At 72.4% G+C, this 17,416-nt stretch carries 13 protein-coding genes; 4 read left to right on the top strand and 9 right to left on the bottom strand.

Annotated elements, in window-relative coordinates; translation table 11 throughout:
* Window positions 1-55: 55 nt before the first annotated feature.
* Both ACZ53N_RS07580 and ACZ53N_RS07575 read left to right on the top strand, forming a co-directional pair.
* Window positions 56-1,411, top strand: a complete 1,356-nt coding sequence (locus ACZ53N_RS07580) for a wax ester/triacylglycerol synthase domain-containing protein (RefSeq protein WP_469140000.1) — start codon at window positions 56-58, stop codon at window positions 1,409-1,411.
* Window positions 1,412-1,608: 197 nt separating this feature from the next.
* Window positions 1,609-2,568 (top strand): alpha/beta fold hydrolase, encoded by a 960-nt coding sequence (locus ACZ53N_RS07575; RefSeq protein WP_469139999.1) that lies wholly within the window; start codon window positions 1,609-1,611, stop codon window positions 2,566-2,568.
* Here ACZ53N_RS07575 and ACZ53N_RS07570 read toward each other — a convergent pair.
* From ACZ53N_RS07570 to ACZ53N_RS07540, 7 genes are all read right to left on the bottom strand, one after another.
* On the bottom strand, window positions 2,538-3,461 hold the full coding sequence (locus tag ACZ53N_RS07570) for a D-alanyl-D-alanine carboxypeptidase family protein (protein WP_469139998.1): 924 nt from the start codon (window positions 3,459-3,461) through the stop codon (window positions 2,538-2,540). The genes ACZ53N_RS07575 and ACZ53N_RS07570 overlap by 31 nt on opposite strands.
* Before the next feature lie 243 nt (window positions 3,462-3,704).
* Window positions 3,705-5,318 carry a phospholipase D-like domain-containing protein gene (locus ACZ53N_RS07565; protein WP_469139997.1) on the bottom strand — a complete coding sequence of 538 codons (1,614 nt, stop codon included), beginning with the start codon at window positions 5,316-5,318 and terminating at the stop codon, window positions 3,705-3,707.
* 243 nt (window positions 5,319-5,561) lie between these two features.
* Window positions 5,562-6,236, bottom strand: a complete 675-nt coding sequence (locus tag ACZ53N_RS07560; RefSeq protein WP_469139996.1) for a DUF5825 family protein — start codon at window positions 6,234-6,236, stop codon at window positions 5,562-5,564.
* A gap of 88 nt (window positions 6,237-6,324) precedes the next feature.
* The gene (locus ACZ53N_RS07555) at window positions 6,325-8,250 is read right to left on the bottom strand and encodes a RiPP maturation radical SAM C-methyltransferase (RefSeq protein WP_469139995.1); all 1,926 of its coding nucleotides are present in this window, start codon (window positions 8,248-8,250) and stop codon (window positions 6,325-6,327) included.
* Between the two features lie 264 nt (window positions 8,251-8,514).
* A complete protein-coding gene (locus ACZ53N_RS07550) occupies window positions 8,515-10,332 on the bottom strand; it encodes a S9 family peptidase (RefSeq protein WP_469139994.1) in 1,818 nt (605 codons plus the stop codon).
* Window positions 10,329-11,594 carry an MFS transporter gene (locus tag ACZ53N_RS07545; RefSeq protein ID WP_469139993.1) on the bottom strand — a complete coding sequence of 422 codons (1,266 nt, stop codon included), beginning with the start codon at window positions 11,592-11,594 and terminating at the stop codon, window positions 10,329-10,331. The genes ACZ53N_RS07550 and ACZ53N_RS07545 overlap by 4 nt, the downstream gene beginning before the upstream one ends.
* A gap of 289 nt (window positions 11,595-11,883) precedes the next feature.
* Window positions 11,884-12,588 carry an SDR family NAD(P)-dependent oxidoreductase gene (locus ACZ53N_RS07540; RefSeq protein WP_469139992.1) on the bottom strand — a complete coding sequence of 235 codons (705 nt, stop codon included), beginning with the start codon at window positions 12,586-12,588 and terminating at the stop codon, window positions 11,884-11,886.
* A gap of 511 nt (window positions 12,589-13,099) precedes the next feature.
* Here ACZ53N_RS07540 and ACZ53N_RS07535 point away from each other — a divergent pair.
* Both ACZ53N_RS07535 and ACZ53N_RS07530 read left to right on the top strand, forming a co-directional pair.
* Entirely contained in the window at window positions 13,100-14,146 is a 1,047-nt protein-coding gene (locus ACZ53N_RS07535; RefSeq protein ID WP_469139991.1) for a tetratricopeptide repeat protein, read from the top strand.
* 47 nt (window positions 14,147-14,193) lie between these two features.
* A complete protein-coding gene (locus ACZ53N_RS07530; RefSeq protein WP_469139990.1) occupies window positions 14,194-15,252 on the top strand; it encodes a polyprenyl synthetase family protein in 1,059 nt (352 codons plus the stop codon).
* A 41-nt stretch (window positions 15,253-15,293) separates the two neighbouring features.
* On the opposite strand, the gene ACZ53N_RS07525 is transcribed toward ACZ53N_RS07530, so the two are convergent.
* Window positions 15,294-15,974: a hypothetical protein gene (locus ACZ53N_RS07525; protein ID WP_469139989.1), complete on the bottom strand. Its 681-nt coding sequence runs from the start codon at window positions 15,972-15,974 to the stop codon at window positions 15,294-15,296.
* A 46-nt stretch (window positions 15,975-16,020) separates the two neighbouring features.
* A partial coding sequence (locus tag ACZ53N_RS07520) for an NF041680 family putative transposase (RefSeq protein WP_469139988.1) occupies window positions 16,021-17,416 on the bottom strand: 1,396 nt, incomplete at its 5' end.

Below are 17,416 nucleotides of genomic sequence, written 5' to 3'. Positions count from 1 at the left end.
GGTCCGACGGCCACGCACCCACGACGTCGACGCCCAGTCAGAATCAGGACCCCTCGTGACGGAACGCACCCAGGACACCTCCCCGGACGCCCTCGCCGACCACACCACCGATCTGCCACGGCCGCGCCGCGACACCAGTGGCCCGCAACCGACGCCGTATGCGGCGGGCATCGCCATGCCGCCGCTGGACGCCTGGTTCCACGGGCAGCAGAGCACCGAACACCTCTGCATGACGGCCGGGCTGCTCGCCTGGTTCCAAGGCCCTCCGCCGCCGCTGTCGGAGCTGCGGGAGCGGGCCCGTCGGCGCTGGGGGGCGTTCCCCCGGCTGCGGCTCATGCCGCCCGCGGCCGCCCCGGCGTCGGCGTGGCCGCGGTGGACGCCCGGCCCGGAGTTCGACACCGCGACGCACGTGACCGCCGGGCCGGAAGGCGGACGCACGACGCCGGAGGCGGACACGGCGCTGTTGCTGGCCCGCCCGTTCGCGCCCGTACGGCCGCCGTGGCAGCTTCATCTGCTGCCCTCGCCCGGCGGCTTCGCGCTCCTGATCCGCGTCCACCACGCCCTGCTCGACGGCAAGTCGATGGTCACGCTGTTGCGGACCCTGCTCGACGCGCCGGCGGCGCCGCTGCCGGGGAGCGGGGCGCGGCGGGCCGCGCACGCGCCGTCCGACGCGCCGACGCGCCGCGCACTGACCCGGGCGCTCACCGATGTGCTGCCCAAGGCCCGCCCGCTGCCGTTCCACGGGCCCGTGGACGCCCGGCGGGTGCTGTCCTTCGAGCGGGTGCCGCGGGCGACCCTGAGCGCCGCCCGCGACGCCCTGCCCTCGGGCCGGGCCTCCACCAACGCCGTCTTCCTCGCCGCGACCGCCGCCGCCCTGCGGACCGCCGGCCTGGCCGGGCGCTGGCCGCGGCTCCCGGGGGTCTGCGCGATGGTCCCCGTCGACGTGCGCACTCCCGAGGACGCCGACGTCCTCGGGAACCACTACGCCACAATCAGAGTCCCGCTCCCCACCCACCGGCGTCCCGCGCGGCGGCTCGCGGCGGTGGACAGCTTCACCCGGCGTGCCGCGCTGCAGGGCCGGGCGCAGGCGCAGGCTCTGCTGGTGTCCCGGACCCGGCACCGGTCCGGCCGCCTGACCGACGCCCTCGGCCGTTATGTGGCCTCCCCCCTCTATTCCTCCCTGCTGTGCAGCAGCCTGGCGACCTACGCCGGTCCGCTCGCTCTGGGTGCCGCGCCGCTGGTGGCCGTGTCGGCCCTGCCCACGCTCAGCGCCGGCCACCCCGTGGCGGTGACTCTGTCCCTGCACGACGCGAACGCGGTGGTGACGGTCGTGACCGACCACCAGCACCGGAATCTGGCCCCGCGGCTGTCCGGCCTCATCCACGACGAGATCCACGCGTTGCGGTTGTGAGGCGTCGGGCTCCCGGGGCGCACGGGGCGACGTTGGGTGACCGCTCGCGCCTGTCGGGCGGGCGGCCAGTAACGCGCGGGCATGACCTCTCGTTGCCCCTGGTGAAACCCCCCACGAGATTCCCGGTCGTACGCATTGCCGCGAGCTGCCGCGAGCAGCGTCCGGACGCGACGCCCGACCGTGAAACGGAGATCGCCGTGACGACGCACACCGCCTTCCGCGAAGAGGTCATTCCGCTCAGCTGCGACGGCTACGCGTACAGCGGGCGCATCGTGCACCAGCCCAACGCGCGGATGGCGCCCATCGTCCTCGTCGGCGGGGCGTTCCAACACCAGGACGCCTGGGGGCGGGTGGAACAGTCCTTCCTGGAGGCAGCCAGCGTGATCACGGTGGATCTCCCGGGCTGGGGAGCCGCCGACCCGCTGCCGGCCCGCTACGGCTTCGACTTCCTCACCCGCGCCCTCGACCGCTTCCTGTCCGAGGTCGCCCCGGCACCGGTCAACATCCTGGGCACCTCGTACGGCAGCGCCATCGCCTACCAGTGGGTGCAAACACACCCCGAGCGGGTCGAGCGGCTGGCGCTCGTCGGCACCATGGCGCATCTGACCGATCACGTCCGGTCGCGGGTGGAGCGTCTGCTGAGGCTGGGGGAACAGGGCCGGCGCGCCGAGTTCGAGAGCGGGGTCCTGGATTCCATGGTGTGTTCCTCCCCGCTCGTCACGGTCACCCGCCGGCCCACCGTCATCAGGGCCCTGTCCCGTGCGCTGAGCGAGCTGTCCGCGCACGACATCACCAAGTTCCTCGACAACACCCGGCGGCTGCTCGACCACCCGGGCACGCCCGGGGGCCCGACGGTGCGGGTGCCGGTCCTCGTCGCGACCGGTGAGCACGATCCGCTGACCACCCCGGCCCTGAGCCGGGAGGCCGCGTACCAGTGCGCCGACGCCCGCTTCACGACGCTCAAGGACGCGGACCACCTCGTGCACCTGGAGCGGCCGGCGGAGATCGTGGACCTGTTGACCCGGTTCTTCGCCGGCGAGTCCCTCGGCGGGCTGGACTACTGCCATCCCGTGGAGCACATCGGCCGCCGGAGCCCCGTCCCGGCGCCCCGGGCGGGCGGGAAGCGTCAGTCCTCGTGTGCGCCCGAGGGGAGTTGACGCAGCTTCATCGGGGTGCGTGTGTGATAGGCGTAGTCCAGCATCTTCCAGGCGTCCGGGTAGCGGTTGGCGTCGTTGAGCAGGACACCCACGACGGTCCGCTTGCCGCGCTTCGCGGCGAAGACCAGGCAGGGTCCGGCGGCGCTGCCGGTGCCGGTCTTGATGCCGATCACGCCGGGGTACGCGCCGAGCAGCTGGTTGGTGTTGTACCAGGTGTAGGTCCGGTTGACGTTGGTCGCCTTCTGCCGGGTGCTGGTCGACCGGGTGACCGCGTCGAAGGTGGCGTTGCGCAGGGCGTGCCGGGCGAGCTCGGCCAGGTCGCGCGGGGTGGTGTGGTTGCGGCCGTGGGCGGAGATGCCGTCGAACGAGTCGTAGTGCGTGCCACGCAGCCCGAGCCGGGCCGCCTTGGCGTTCATCTTCCCGATGAAGGACGCCGTGCGCGCCTTCTCGCTGCCACCGCTGCCGACGGTGTCCGCGAGCGCGTACGCGGCGTCGCACCCGGACGGCAGCATCAGTCCGTACAGCAGTTGGCGCACGGTCAGTTTGTCGCCGACGCGCAGGTCCGCGGTGCTGGCGCCCGTCCGTGCGACGTAGTCGCGGTAGGACTGCTTGATGGCGACGGGCTTGTTCAGGTCGACGCCCGGCGTCTCCAGGACCACGACGGCGGTCATGACCTTGGTCGTGCTGGCCATCTGTCGTTCGATGTCCGCGGCCTTGCCCTCCCAGAGCTTGCCGCCGCTGCCGTCGAGCAGATAGGCGCCCTTCGCACCGATCCCCTTCGGGCCGCCCGCCGCCTCGGCGGTGGCCGTCGGAAGTGCGACGGCGAAGGCAGCCGTCGTCGCGGTCAGGGCCACGGTCCACCGACGGGCCGGGCTTCCCCCACATCGCTGCATTGACGCTCCAATTCCTCGCGTTGGGACCCGGGGTCGGGTCGCGGGCCGCATGCTCGCACCCGGTGCCGGGGGCGGCGAAATCGCAGATCACTAATGGGTGACCGTGCCGGGACGGCATCGGGTGGCCCCCGCGGCCGTGCCATGCTGCTGTGGCGCATGGCCGGGCACCGCCCGGAGAACGCCGCGGGGGCACCCCGCACCGGGAGTGGTGCGGGGTGCCCCCGTGGGGAGCCGGGCGAAGGATCAGGCGTTGCAGATCCCGCGCGCGTAGTCGAACGTGGCGGTCTCCTGCGAGTACTTCCACTGCGGGTCGAGCAGCTTCGCGTCGAGCTGTTCGGCCGCCTCCGGGCTCTCCACGATGTAGCCGAAGTCCTGCAGCCACGAGGGGTACAGGTTCTTGGAGCCGATGTAGAACGTGGAGCTGTCGACGGAGACCAGCTTGTGGTGCTGCGCGTACGGGTGCCCGTCGGCCCACTTGCCGTTCGGGGAGCTGCGGAAGGTCGCGAGCTGGAGGGTGGAGCACATCGCCGTCCTGGCGGCCTGCTGGCCGCCGGTGATGTTCGCGAGGCGGTTGCGGAGCGTGTCACTGATCTCGGACAGCGACTTGATCTGCGAGTAGCCGCCGCTGCCCACCGCGCCGCGGTTGGCCGGGTCGCTGACGACGATGCGGACCTTCACGCCCGCGGCCATCTTGGCGGCGAGGGCGTCGTAGAGCCGGATGTCGTACCGGGGAAGCGGCGGGCAGGTGGCGTTGAGGTCCTGCTGGGAGATCTCGATGTGGCCCTTCGCGCTGGCGACCAGCGCCCGCAGCGCGCTCTCCTCGGGGTTGACCGTGTCGTAGTCACGGTCGGTGTTGGTGTTGTCGTGCAGTCCCACCCCGCACTTGGTGTCGGAGGCGGTCGGCAGGTCGGGGCGGAACGTCGACTTCGGGTCGACGTCCTTGATGCCGACGCCCAGCCCGCCGACGGCGATCACCGGTACGTTGCCGGTGGCCGGGGACGCCTTGGGGTTGGTGTCCTTGTGCATCGTCGGCATGCAGCCGGCGTTGCCCGAGGCGGCGAACCAGACGCTGGCGATGTTGCTCTTGTTCTGGCACGTCCAGGTCCAGAGCGTGTCCAGGTAGCGGCCCGCCGAGCCGGCGGCGGGGCCGGTCAGGGCGAGGTCGACGTCCGACACCGGGTGCGCGGTGTCGAGGTAGTCGTCCTTCCAGCTGTTGATGCCGCCGGTGATGGCCGACTGGCCGTCGACGACGAGGATCTTGGAGTGGTTCCAGGAGAACGCGGTCTTCGACGTGGTCATCGACGCGACGTTCAGCGTGATGTTCTCGGCGGCCTTGCCGAGCTTGGCCGTCAGCTCGTCGCGGTACTTCGACGGGATCACGTTCATGTGGTAGACCGGCGCGGCCCCGACGAGGATGCGGACCTTCAGCTTGTTGCCCTTGCCGACCGACTCCTTGAGCCCGGCGACGATCGCGTCCTGGAACCCGCCGTTCGGGAAGGGCGCGAGGGTGGATATGTCGACCGTGCGCGTCGCCTTCCCTATGTTCTCGGTCATCTTCGCGAGCAGCCGCTTGGTGCCGACGCGGTCGGCGCACTTGTCGTCGCCCCAGCAGCCGGGGGTCTGGAGCAGCCAGTCGGCGGGGTCCGCGGTCGAGCCGTCCAGCGCGTTGCCGCTGGTGCGCTCCCACACATCGCCTTCGAGGCCGGGCGAGACCTGACGCAGCGTCTGCTCGATGGCGTCGAGGTGCGGGGTGGCCGGGTCGGCGGCGAAGGCCGGGGTGGCGGGCAGGACGGCGAGGGCCACCGCCGAGACCGTGACGGAGCCCGCGAGACGACGGACACGGCTGAGTCTGACCACTGTTGCTTCCTTAACAAAGTGCGAAGTAAAGAGTTGAACGACATAACACATTTGGACCATGCATGGCCCATGTACATCCCATGACAAGGTGTACAGATGATCAACTCTTGGAAGCTACCAGGTGAATGACTCGTCCGGTGTCCGGGTCCACCCCCGGACCGACGGGTTCCGGACAGCGCGGACGCAGAGGACCAGCGCGTCGCTGACGGCCCGACAGGTAGGCGCGAGCCCCGGGGTGGGCGGTCAGATGACCATCTGGGCGTGCGGCCAGCGGCCCACCCGGTACGGTGCCCACCAGAGGTGATCGCCGAACCGCACCGCGAGGTCCTCCCGCAGGAAGTCCTCCACCGCGTCGGCCGGCAGGTCCTCGGCGTGGGCGCCGTCCGCCAGCGCCTCGATGGCCTCCTGGTAATGGGGCTCGTCGATGGTGAAGCGCCGCAGCTCGCGGTAGCGCCGGTCCCGTACCTGGAGGAAGCCCGGCCCGCGCCGGTACACGCACTTGCAGATGTAGTACCCCCGACGCCACTCGCTCAGCACGCCTTGGGGGTCCGGGACGCCGAGGACGGCGGTGGGCGGGTACAGATGGCCGAGCCGGCGCCAGTCGTGCGGGTCGGGCCCCGGCCGCACGGTCCAGTCGACGGCGAGGGCGAGGCTGGTGAGATCACCGATGAGGCTCAGCGTCCGGACCGTCCGGGCGGCTCGCGCATCGTCCATCGGGCCGGTCAGATCGACGGGGTCCGCCACGACCACCCGTCGGGCGCCCGCGTCGAAGAGGCGGCGCGCGTGCCCCGCGCCCGGCCCGTCGAGGTGGGCTGTACCGATCAGCATGCCGGGCACGGCACAGGCGGCCCGGTCGTAATCGCGCCACAGCGTCACCGTCAGAGCGTCCGGCGTCGTGGACGCGGCGGCTGCCGTCATGGAAATCCCCTTTGTGAGTGCCGAGTCGAGTGCCGGCCCGGTGCCGACGTGCGTACTGGGCCGGCGCCGGGCAGGCCCGGCCCGCGGATCAGGCTCCCGTGCTCTGCAGCGCCGGTTCCGTCTCCGCCGCGGCGTCTTCCGCCTCGGTCCGCCGCATGTGGTCCAGCCGCAGCAGTTCCTCGTTCACCGCGGGCGGCGCCACGTGCACGTACTGGCCGCCGTCCGCGAAGACCAGACCGAGCTCCCGCCAGCGGCGCAGGGTCGCCTCGATCGTGCCCGCGTCCGAGCCGGGGTGCTGCTCGCGCAGTTTGCGCGCCGCCGCGACGAGGGTGTGCGGCTGGTCGAGCAGCCGGAAGAGCGCTACGTCCACGGGGTCGGTCAGCTCCAGCGTCCGCCAGTCGAAGCCCCGGCGGCGGCTCACCAGCACGATCCGCTCGCCCAGGTCGCAGTGCGTCAGCCGGCTGGTGGCGAAGGTCCCCTTCCATGCCGTCAGGGCGTCGTTGAGCCTGCGCACCACCTCGTCGCCGACGCCGCGCGGCGGTACGTCGAAGACATACGCCAGGTCGAACATCTCCGCTTCCGGCAGGTCGTAGGTGATGCGGTACGGCTCGGCGGGCCGCAGGTCGGAAAAGCCCATGCCGGGGTTGTTGAAGTACGGGCTGAACCGCTCGATGGCGATGCGCGCGGACTGGTCGACGGGCGGGTTGAGGTGCTCGAGGGCGGGCAGCTGGGAGGTGATGTCGTCGTAGTCCGCCGCTTCCTCGCCGGGGAACCCGTGCAGGTAGTTCCAGGCCACCGAGAGCCCGGCGGCCGCGCCGTCGCGGAGCATGCGGACGTTCTGGCAGCCGGTGACGCCCTTGTCCATGAGGCCGAGGACCTTGCTGCTGAGGCTCTCGATGCCCGGCTGGACGTAGATGAGACCGGCGTCGGCGAGGGTCTGCAATTGGCCGCTGCGCATGTTCGCCTTGATCTCGTAGTGCAGTCGCAGGTCGTAGCCGCTGTCGATGATGCGGGGCAGCAGCGACTTCACGTATCCCATGTCGAGGATGTTGTCGACGACGTACATGTCGAGCACCCGGTGCCGGGCCGCGAGAGCGATGATCTCCTCGAAGAACACCGTGGGGCTCTTGCTGCGGAACTGCATGAACGACCCGTTGAGCCCGCAGAAGGTGCAGTGGTGCTTCTCCCCCCACCAGCAGCCCCGCGCGCCCTCCACCACCAGCTTGGGCTCGACCCACGCGTGGGCCGCGGAGGCCGCCAGCCGCTCGAAGTAGCCCGTGTAGTCGGGCGGCAGGATCGCCGCGGGCGGCAGGGGCCTCGTACTCATCGGATTGGCGTGCGAGGCGCCGTCCGCGTCACGTCGGCACAGCCCGGTGACGGCGTCGAGGTCCGAGCCGTCGCGCAGCGCGGTGACCAGCGCGGGGAAGGACTCCTCGCCCTCACCGCGGACGACGTAGTCCACGAAGGGGAAGTTGCGGTGGACGGCCTCGCCCTGCTTGCCGTCGCAGTTGGCGCCGCCCATGACGGTCTTGATGGCCGGATTGAGCCGCTTGACGTATTTGGCGGCGGCCAGGGCGGCGGTGTTCTGCTGGAACGTCGAGGTGAAGCCGACGACATCGGGTTCCGCCGCCACGATGCGCTCGGCGACGGTCCGTATGAACGCGGTCGCGCTCGCGTGGAGCTCCACGGTGGTCTCCAGGCGCCGGGCGCCGATCTTCCCGCCCATCGCGTCCGCGAACTCCGTCACCCGCCAGGTGTCGTCGTCGTAGAGCGCGGAGGAGAACACCCAGTCGCCGCAGCCGAGGAAGTAGGAGGCCAGTGAATAGTATTCATAGTCGGCGAGCGAGAAATCGTCGCGCCGTTCGGCGATCCAGTCGACATAGTCGATATTCGCGTGCAGCACCTCGGCGTGCGCCCCCGGCACTCCTTCGTCGATGCTGCGTTTCAGGATTCCCAGAGCCAGCGAGGGCAGATCGATGGGGGCCCAGGGCATGTTGACCAGGGTTACGCGCACAATTGGCCTCTCTTATCGGATCCCGTCCGAACTTCTCATCCGCCGGGCCTTCGTCACCGCTGCGGGAATCCCGAATTCAGCGCCGTCAGGGCCGTCGGCGCGAAGGGCCGGGCCGCCGCGGCGGCCCGGCCCCCGGGTGCGGCTACTCCTCGGGCTCCTCGGCGGAACGGAAGGGCACGGTGATGCTGATGCCCACGCTGGGCTTGCGGCTCTCCTCGTCGCCCTCGAGCGGGTCGTTGTTGATGACGTCCTTCTGCATGGCGTTCACCTCCTCGGTGTGGTGGCAGGTGCCGATGGGGCCGACCGGACACCGTGCGGCGTCCGGGCGTCTGTGGGCGGAGCGGCCGGGCGCGTCAGCCTCCGCAGGAGGAAGCGCACCGACCGTTCCGTGACGGCGGCGTGCTCGGCGCCGTCATAGCCGTCGTGGCCGGAGTCCAGCCAGCCGACGTCGTGCGGGACCCCGGCCGCCTCCAGCGCCGCCAGGAACACCTCGACCTGCTGAGGCGGGCACTTGGTGTCGTGCCGGGCGGCCACCAGCAGAAGCGGGGCACGGATGGCCGTGGCGTGGGTGAGCGGCGAGGAGTGCGCGTAGCGCTCCGGCACCTGCTCGGGTGTGCCCCCGAACAGTGCCCGGTCCAACGCCTGCAGGGCCGGGGTGGAGTGGTGGTAGGCGGTGGCGCAGTCCGCGAGCGGCTTGACCGCCACCGCGGCCGCCCACAGGCCGGGGTGCGTGCCCGCGGCCAGCAGGGTCAGATAGCCGCCCCAGGAGGTGCCGCACAGCCCGACCGCGTCCGGCCGGGCGACGCCGCGGCGTACGAGGTCGGCCCGCACCCGGACCAGGTCGGCCACCTGGGTGTGCCCGACGCCCTCGCTCCACGCCGAGCGCCAGCGGGCCCCGTACCCCGTGGAACCGCGGTAGTTGACCCGGGCCACGGCCAGCCCCGAACCGACCAGGGACTGCACCATGGGGTCGTAGACATCGCGGTCGTGGTCGGCCGGTCCGCCATGGACGAGCAGGACCAGCGGCTGGGCGCCACGGCTGCCGGTGGGGCGGGAGAGGAAGGTGTGCACCGGTCCGTCGGGGCCGCCGTCCGTCCACAGCTCCTCGCTGGTGCCGAAGCTGGGCAGCCGGGTGGCGTCGCCCCCGGGCAGTGGTGCCCCGGAGAGGGTCATGGGCCGGGCGGGGGTCACCGCGTCCGTGAAGACGAAGTGGATGTCGCCGTCGGGGGCGGGCGCGGCGTCGAGGAGGCTGCCGGGCGGGGTGGCCAGCGGGCTGAGCGTCCCTCGAACGAGGTCGGCGACGGCTACGAGCGTCCGGCCGTGCCGTTCCTGCCGGACCAGGACCCGTTCGCCGTCGGGGAACCAGCGGGCGGTGAATTCGGTGTCGCGCGCCGACCAGGGGTGCGGGCACAGGCCCTGGGCAGCCGTCCAGGTGGCGAGGCGGTAGTGGCTCTCGTACTGCTGGATCAGCAACAGGCGCGGCGCACCGTCGCCGGGCGCGAAGCCCCGCGCCCACAGCGGTCTCTCCCCGCCCGCCAGGGCGGCCACCGAAGTGCCGTCGGCCGAGACGACGGTGACGGCCTCGGGCGCGCGGGCCGACCGGGCCAGGGCCAGCAGGCCACCGCCCGGGGCCACGTCGCACAGCCGGACGGCTCCCTCGTGGCCCGGCAGGGCGCGCGGTCGGTCGCCGCGTCGGCCGAGGTGGACGGTCGTGCCGTCGGGCCGTCGCAGGCCCAGTGCGACCGTGCCGTCCTCGGCGAAGGCCAGCCCGGCGAAGTGCCCGGGCGGCACGTCCGGGAACGCGGGAGTGCGCGGGCCGCCGTCGAAGCCCTGGGTGTACCAGACGCCGCTCCCGTCCTGTTCCTCCGCGAACCACCAGACGACGCAGTCGGCGTCCACGGCGCAGAGCAGGGTGCCGTGGGGGCTCGTGGTCACCTGCCGGGAGCGCCCGGTGGCCCGGTCCCAGGTGAACACCTCGCAGCGGCCGCCGGCGTCGCCGACGTACACCATCCGGTCGGGCCGGGTGGGGCACACCTCCGGCAGGACCGGCCGGTAGACGCCCCACGCGCGCGTGGCGGTCACCCGATCACACCCTCGGGCCGCCGCGCCGTGTCACCGGCCCCGTGTACGAGGCCGCGCCGCGCGGTGCAGTAACCGGCCAGCCCCACCAGCGCGCCGGCGCTGCCGAAGGCGACCGCCCGGCCGCCCGTCCAGGCCACGAGGGCGCCCGCGGCCGCCGGGGCGAGCGCGGCCACGGTCTCGCCCGCCGTGCCGAGGACGGTGCCCACCCGGCCCTGGAGCCGGTCGGGGGTCAGGAACACCACGCGCGCGTGGAGCACGATGCCCACGGCGGGTGCGGCGAGGCTCACGGTGCCGAGGAGCAGCCCGTACGCCCAGGTGTGCGTCACGAACCCGAGCCCGGCCGCGGCCGGGACCATGAGCCAGGAAGCGGCCACGACGACACGGGCCGGTCCCAGCCGTCGGATCACCCAGGGGCCGGTCAGCGCGCCGACCAGCCCGCACAGGCCGCTGACGGTGAGGATCAGCCCGATGGCGGCCGCCCCGGCGCCGCGGCCGTGGGAGGCGAGTACGGCGTGGAAGTACAGCACGCCGAGCACGGCGTTGAGCCCCGCGGTCCACAGCGTCACGAACCGCAGGAACGGCTGGTGGCGGACGAACGTGAGCCCTTCGGCCAGTTCGCGGGTGAAGCGTTCGCGGCGCGCGGGGCGCGAGGGGGTCAGGTCGGCGCGGATCGCGCGGGTGAGGGCGGCGACGCAGAGGAAGGAGAGCGCGTCGGCGAGTACGGGCACCCAGCGGGCGAGTTGGAACAGGGCACCGCCCAGGGACGGGCCGACGATTTGTACGGCCTGGTCACGCGATTGCAGGCGGCTGATGGCGGTCGTGTACCGCTCGGGTGGCACGAGGGCCCGGACCGTGCCCTGCGCCGCCGCGGCGTAGAGGGAGCAGGCGACGCGTTCGACGAGCGCGGCGAGCAGTACATGGGCGGGGGTGAGCCGGTCCCAGGCCACCGCGGCGAAGACCGAGCCCATGGCCCCGGCGGCCACGAGGGCGGACCGGACCATCAGGGTGCGGCGGCACCCGCGGTCCGCCAGCACCCCGGCGAACGGCGAGGCGAGAAGCCCGCCGACGAGGGAGACGGAGGCCACGAGCCCGACGGCCCCCGGTGAGCTGCCCGACGCCAGGAGAATCAGCGGGAGGAAGAGCGCGGACGCGTAGGTGCCGAGTCCGTCGACAGCACCGGCCGTCCAGAAATACAGAAAATCTCTTGGTGCGGCGCCTGTTCGGACATCGGTCGTGCGTAATTCGCTCTCCTTGCCACTCATCTCTCCACAGCCTCGGATTTCCCGGACGGGGAATTCCGGTACGCACACTTCGGGAGCGGGCACACGGGCATGGACGACCTACTTCCTTCGCCGCGAGAGGTACGGAAGGGAGGACGTGCGAGCAATTCGGTGAGCGAGGGGGAGCGTAACCGAGGGATTCACGGTGCGCAACGCTTCCACCAATGATTCCGGGGCGGTAGGGCCGTTCGGCCGCAATGGCCCGGTGATGGAATGGAAGCGGCCGGTTCCATATCCGGTGCGGAACGCACCGGGTGCACACGGAAAAGCCCTAGAAGTCCACCAGCGCACCGCGGGAGACGTTCACGGTGGAAGCCATCGCGCGGGCGTGCTCCGACGCCACGAGGGCTGCGGCGGCGGCGAGGTCGGCCGGCGTCGCCGTGCGGATCGGCGCCCGCGTCTCCCCGGCGGCCGCTTTGAGCGTGACGACGCGGATGCCGTACCGGCCCAGTTCGCAGGCCCACTGCCGGCGAAGCCCCTCCAACGCGTCCAGGGCGACATCGAACCCAACGGCCCCGGCGGGCGAGCCGGTGCTCGGGCCTCCCAACCCCAGGATCACCCCGGACCCGCGCGCGGCCATGTGCCGCGCGGCCGCACCGGTGGTCAGGAAGTGACTCCACGTCGCGGCCGTGGGGACCGGCCGCGCGCACCCCTGCGCGGGGAGGCCCGCCGACGGCTTCGGAAGCGTCCGGGCGGCGTCGTAACCGATGAGGTTGAACGAGATGTCGACCCGCCCGGCCCGCCCTGCCACCCCGTCGACGAAGGCGTTGACGTCGTTCTCGTCGCGGGCGTCGAGCCGCGTCGTCACGGCCGTCCCGCCCGTCGCGCGGATCTCGTCGGCGACGGCGTCGAGCGTGGCGCGCGTACGGCCGACCAGGAAGACCTCGGCTCCCTCACGGGCGAAGGTACGGGCCACGGCGCGGCCGACCCGACCACCCGCCCCGTAGATCACGGCGACCTTGTTCTCCAACAGCATGTCGATCCGTCCTTCGCGTCGCGAAGCACTCCGACGGATGCCGTCGGAGTGCGGGCAGGGTGAAGAGAGGACTTTCGGCGGTCGCCCCATGCTCCCAGGCCGACACCCGCGCCCGGCCCCGGGACTCGTATGAAGAATTGAGGTCGTGGGCGCCGAGGAAGGCGTCTGCCGTCCCACCTCCGGTGACTACGCCGCGTGGAGGCGTGGCCCCGATCGTTTCCGGCCAGGGGCCTGCGCGGTTGTCCGTCCGACGCGGGTCTCCGGCCCGCCGACTCCCCCGTGAGGCCGGGGCCCGCCGGCGCCCGGCACGCGCGCAAGGGGCCCCGGTTCCACACCGGCCCAGGTGCCTGTCCCGTACAACTTCGGGATGACATCGGCCTCGCGAGCCGGTCTGCAGATGTACGGAAAGCCGCCTCACGGGTGGATTCCAGGCGCCTGGGCGAGGGCCTAGTTTCTTGATCATCGGTGGTGCGACGCCATGCCCGCCGATCGGTCGTGAAGTGAGGCATGCATGTACGGCAAGGCATTCGCCCCGGAGTACCGGGGTGCTCTCGGCGCGCTCTCGGTGAACTCCTCCCTCGAGGACGTTCTCGAGCAGGCGCTGGAACAGCGGCGGCGGGCCGAACTCTCGGGCAGTGCGCTGGAATCGGCCCACGCGGGGCTCGCCGTCGCCGAGGCGAGCCGGCGTCTGGGCCGGGTGGAGGAGGCCGAACAGGCCTGGAAGGCGAGCTACCGGGCCGCGCGGCAGGCCGAGGACGAGGGGGCGATGGCATGGGCGGTGTGGAGCGGCGGCACCCTGGCCCGGCAGCGGGGTGACCTCGCCCTGGCCCGGCGCTGGCTGGCCGCGGCGGCCCAACTCGCCGAGCGCGGTGGGGACATCGTCGCCCGCGGCTACTCGCTCGCCGGATTGGCCGAGACCGGACGGATCCAAGGGGATTACGAGGCGGTCGGGGAGCTGCACGAGAAACTGCTCGCCGAGGCCAGACGGCGCGGTGAGGCCCGGCACACGGTGTGGGCGCTGGAGGGCATCGCGCAGATGCACCGCAACTCCGGCTCGTACGACACCGCCCTCGCCCTCTTCGAGGAGGCGGCGGAGATAGCCGGGAAGGCGGACGACGACCGCGGCCGCGCCTGGGCCCTGCGCGGCATAGCCGACGTGCTGTCCGTGCGGGGCGATACCGAGCGGGCGCTGGAGCTGCTCTCCGAGGCGGAGGGCGCCTGCCGGGAGATGCGGCTGGCCGGGGCGTTGGCGTACAACCACAAGATGCGCGGCAACGTCCTCTTCCGCGCCGCCCGTTACGAGGAGGCCCGCGCGTGCTACAGCGGCGCCCTGGAGGAGTTCCGGGCCATGGGCGAGCCCCGGGGCGAGGCGCTCTCCCGGCTCGGTCTGGTCAAGTCACGCGCCCGTCTGGGACGGGACCTCGCGGAAACCGCCGCCGACCTCGACGAGCTGCACGACACCCTCGGCCGGATCGGGCTGCTGCACGCCCGGGACATGGTCGACAAGGCGCGGACCGAGCTGGGAATCGTGACCGCCGGGGCGGTGCCGACCGGCTGACCCCGGCCGCCGTACCCCGCACGCTCCCCGAACGAAGAGAGAAACCCATGACGTCTCGTACCGGCCTCCAGGCACCCCCGCCGCCCGCCCTGGACCGCTGCCGGGAGCTGGTCGAACCGGCGCTGAGAGCGGCCGTGCGGACGCTGCACCCCTGGCCGCGGCGGATGGCCTCGTTCTCCCTCGGCTGGTGCGACGCCGACGGTCTGCCCGACCCCGGCCCGGGGAACAGCGGCGGCAAGGGCGTCCGCCAGGCGCTGGCCGTCCTCGGCGCCGAGGCCGTGGGCGCGCCCGGCGAGGCCGCCGTCGCGGGTGCGGTCGCCGTCGAGCTGGTGCACACCTTCTCGCTGGTGCACGACGACATCATGGACGGCGACGAGCGGCGCCGGCACCGGGACAGCGCGTGGAAGGCGTTCGGTACGGGGCCTGCGGTCCTGGCCGGCGACGCCCTGTTCGCCCTCGCGGTCGAGACGCTGGCCGGCGCCGGGGGCGAGAGCGGGGCCGAGGCCGTCCGTCATCTGTCCGGCGCCCTGCGGGAGCTGGTGCACGGCCAGGCCGACGACCTCCTCTTCGAGAACCGCCCGTGGACGGGTCCGCAAGCGGTGGACATACCCGCCTACCGGGCCATGGCCCTGCGCAAGACGGGGTCGCTGCTCGGCTGCGCCATGGCGGTGGGACCCGTGCTGGCCGGCGCCTCGCCACTGCTGTCGGGGGCGCTCGCGGAGGCGGGCCGGCAGCTGGGCGCCGCCTTCCAGGCCGTCGACGACCTGCTGGGGATCTGGGGCGACCCCGGGTCCACCGGCAAGCCCGTCCACAACGATCTGCACCGCAGGAAGAAGACACTGCCCGTCCTCGCGGCCCTCGCCTCGGACACCACGGCGGGCCGTCGGCTGGCGTTGCTGCTCGACTCCGACGCGCCTTTGGACGCCGCGGACGCGTACTGCGCGGCCGGACTCGTCGAGGAGGCAGGCGGCCGCGCCTTCACCTTGGCGGAGGCCCGCCGCCATGTGGCGGCCGCACACGACTGCCTCGACAGCGTGCCGCTCGTACCGTGCGCGGCGGCCGAACTCCGCGCCCTGTCGGAATTCCTGATCGACCGTCGGCTGTAGCGACGGGCCGCGCGTCACCGGATGTCCGCTTCTGATGACCGTTACAACAGGGAAGCGCTCTCCAGCACCGAGTCGACTTCCCGCCGCTCGGCCGGCCCGGCCGGCTGGGTGATGCCGAGGAGGAAGGCCGAGCGGCTGTCGTCCACCGAGACGAGGGTCATACGCAGGTGAACCGTGTGCCCCTGACGATCCTTCACCTTCAGCACCACGGTATGCGCGGGGCGGTCGCTCACCGTCGTCGCCCGGGACTCCTCGATCGTCGACCGCCCGTCCGGATAGAAGAACTCCGCGTTCGACCGGGCGGCGCGCTCCGTCTGAGGCCGCAGGGAGGGCTGCGGTATGCCGCCCGCCCGACCGGCGAGGACGGTCCGGCCCCCTTCCTCCGCGCCGGTCCGGGTGTCGGAGGCCGTGCGCTTCACGGCCACCGATGAGGTGAAGGCATTGATCAGGCCGCCCTTGTCGTTACGCTCCCAGCCCTCCGGGATCGCGTACGAGATGCCTGCCGCACCGTCCCGCACCCGCGGCCGTCCTGCCAGCGGGCCACCGTCCTCCCGCGTCATGACCCACGCCACGGCGGTCCCGCACACCAGCGCGAGAACCAACACCGCGATGACCCCGGCCACCACCGCCCGGCGATTGCGCGCCGGTGCGGCGGGGCCGGGCGACAGGTGGGCGGGGCCGGGCGGATACGGCGGCGGGCCGACGGGAGGAGACGTGACCATGCCCCCAGCATGCTGCGCCTGCCCGGCGACGGCTTGAGCTTGTCTTTTAACCGATTCGCCGGGGCTTGGTGCCGACTTTGTGGTGGGTGGGCCGTTGGAACGGTTGGCCGGTGGCGAGGACTCTGCCCACGTCGTGACGAGGTGCCCGCTGTCGGTTCGTGGCCCCCGGCGGCCGGCCGGGGCCAGGCCGGGAGGGTTTCGGTGCGCTGGCTGGAGAGTCCGCTGCCGCACGGATGTTCCTGAACCCCCGCCGGACCCGAGCGGGGGTGAGTCGTTCGGGCGGGGCCGGTTTCTCCCAGGGGTGACGGAGGTCCTGGACGAGGGGGCGGGCGAGCCGAAGTTGGGTGTGGGCGGCGATGACGAGCCACGTCCATCGGTCGGCGGCCTCGGGGCTGCGGAACCTGGGGGCGGTCCAGCCCAGGGTCTGCTTCATCATGCGGAACGTGTGCTCGACGTCGAAACGCCGCAGGAACGCCTGCCAGCAGCGGTCGATGTCCAGGGCGGTGGCACCGGTCTTGGACCACCACAGCCACAACGGTTTCGGGTCGGCGCCGGACGGCAGGCAGGAAACCTTCAGCCGGATCACGGTGCCCTCGATAAGAGGCAGTTCGGCTGTGTGGTCGATCCAGGCGGCTCGGCGGGTGAGCCGCGGGTGGAGCCGGTCCCAGGCCCGGGCGATGGCCTTCCCGTAGCGGCGTGTGTCGGTGACGGTCAGCACGTGTTCGGTGCCCCAGGTGTCGGGCTGGCCGAAGACGAACTCGCTGCCGTGCTTGGGCGGTCGACCGCCTTTGGGGTCGTAGGCGCGTGGTGGTGTCGGCCGGCGCATCACCCGGTCCGAGCGGGTCCGGCCGAGGATCTCGACGGGTAGGTCGGCCAGCAGGTGCGCGAGCCGCGGGGCATCGTATCCGGCGTCGACCACGACCAGGACATCCGGGTCGCCGTCGTTCCACTGGCCGGCGGCGATCAGCCGCTCGACGACCTCGCGGATCTGCGCGGTGGTGACCGCAGCGACGTCGGCGCCGGGCTGGAGCCGGACGGCGTCGAGGATCGCGGTCCACGAGGTCCGGCCGGTCTCCAGCGCGGCCACGATCGAGTACGGCCAGCCGGGGATCATCAGATGCTTGTTGTCGCCGTAGCCGTAGGTGTGGCAGAAGCACCGGTCAGGAGCAGTGTCGGCATCCGGGCGGAGCCACGGCGAGACGTCGACCGCCAGGACCAGGCGGCCGTCGGCCGCCCTCGGTAACGCCACGGAGACCAGGGCTCGCCGCAGCCGGACTACATCCACCCTGCCTTGGTTCAGCCCTGCGTACAGGGCGCCGTGACCGCGGCGGTGTTCGGGAGCCAGGGCTAGCCCGACGAGTGTCTTCACCGGTCCGTCGGCACACAGCATCGCGTCGGTAAGCTCGAACAGCGCGTCCGCACGCGCGGGCAGCGACGCGTAC

It is taken from the genome of Streptomyces sp. NPDC033229 (assembly GCF_055576875.1).
This window is presented reverse-complemented; position numbering and strand designations above follow the sequence as displayed.

Coding starts and splice junctions, on each gene's coding strand:
- ACZ53N_RS07570 (WP_469139998.1), bottom strand. CDS start 3,461: ATGCAGCGATGTGGGGGAAGCCCGGCCCGTCGGTGGACCGTGGCCCTG.
- ACZ53N_RS07560 (WP_469139996.1), bottom strand. CDS start 6,236: ATGACGGCAGCCGCCGCGTCCACGACGCCGGACGCTCTGACGGTGACG.
- ACZ53N_RS07545 (WP_469139993.1), bottom strand. CDS start 11,594: ATGAGTGGCAAGGAGAGCGAATTACGCACGACCGATGTCCGAACAGGC.
- ACZ53N_RS07540 (WP_469139992.1), bottom strand. CDS start 12,588: ATGCTGTTGGAGAACAAGGTCGCCGTGATCTACGGGGCGGGTGGTCGG.
- ACZ53N_RS07535 (WP_469139991.1), top strand. CDS start 13,100: ATGTACGGCAAGGCATTCGCCCCGGAGTACCGGGGTGCTCTCGGCGCG.
- ACZ53N_RS07530 (WP_469139990.1), top strand. CDS start 14,194: ATGACGTCTCGTACCGGCCTCCAGGCACCCCCGCCGCCCGCCCTGGAC.
- ACZ53N_RS07525 (WP_469139989.1), bottom strand. CDS start 15,974: ATGGTCACGTCTCCTCCCGTCGGCCCGCCGCCGTATCCGCCCGGCCCC.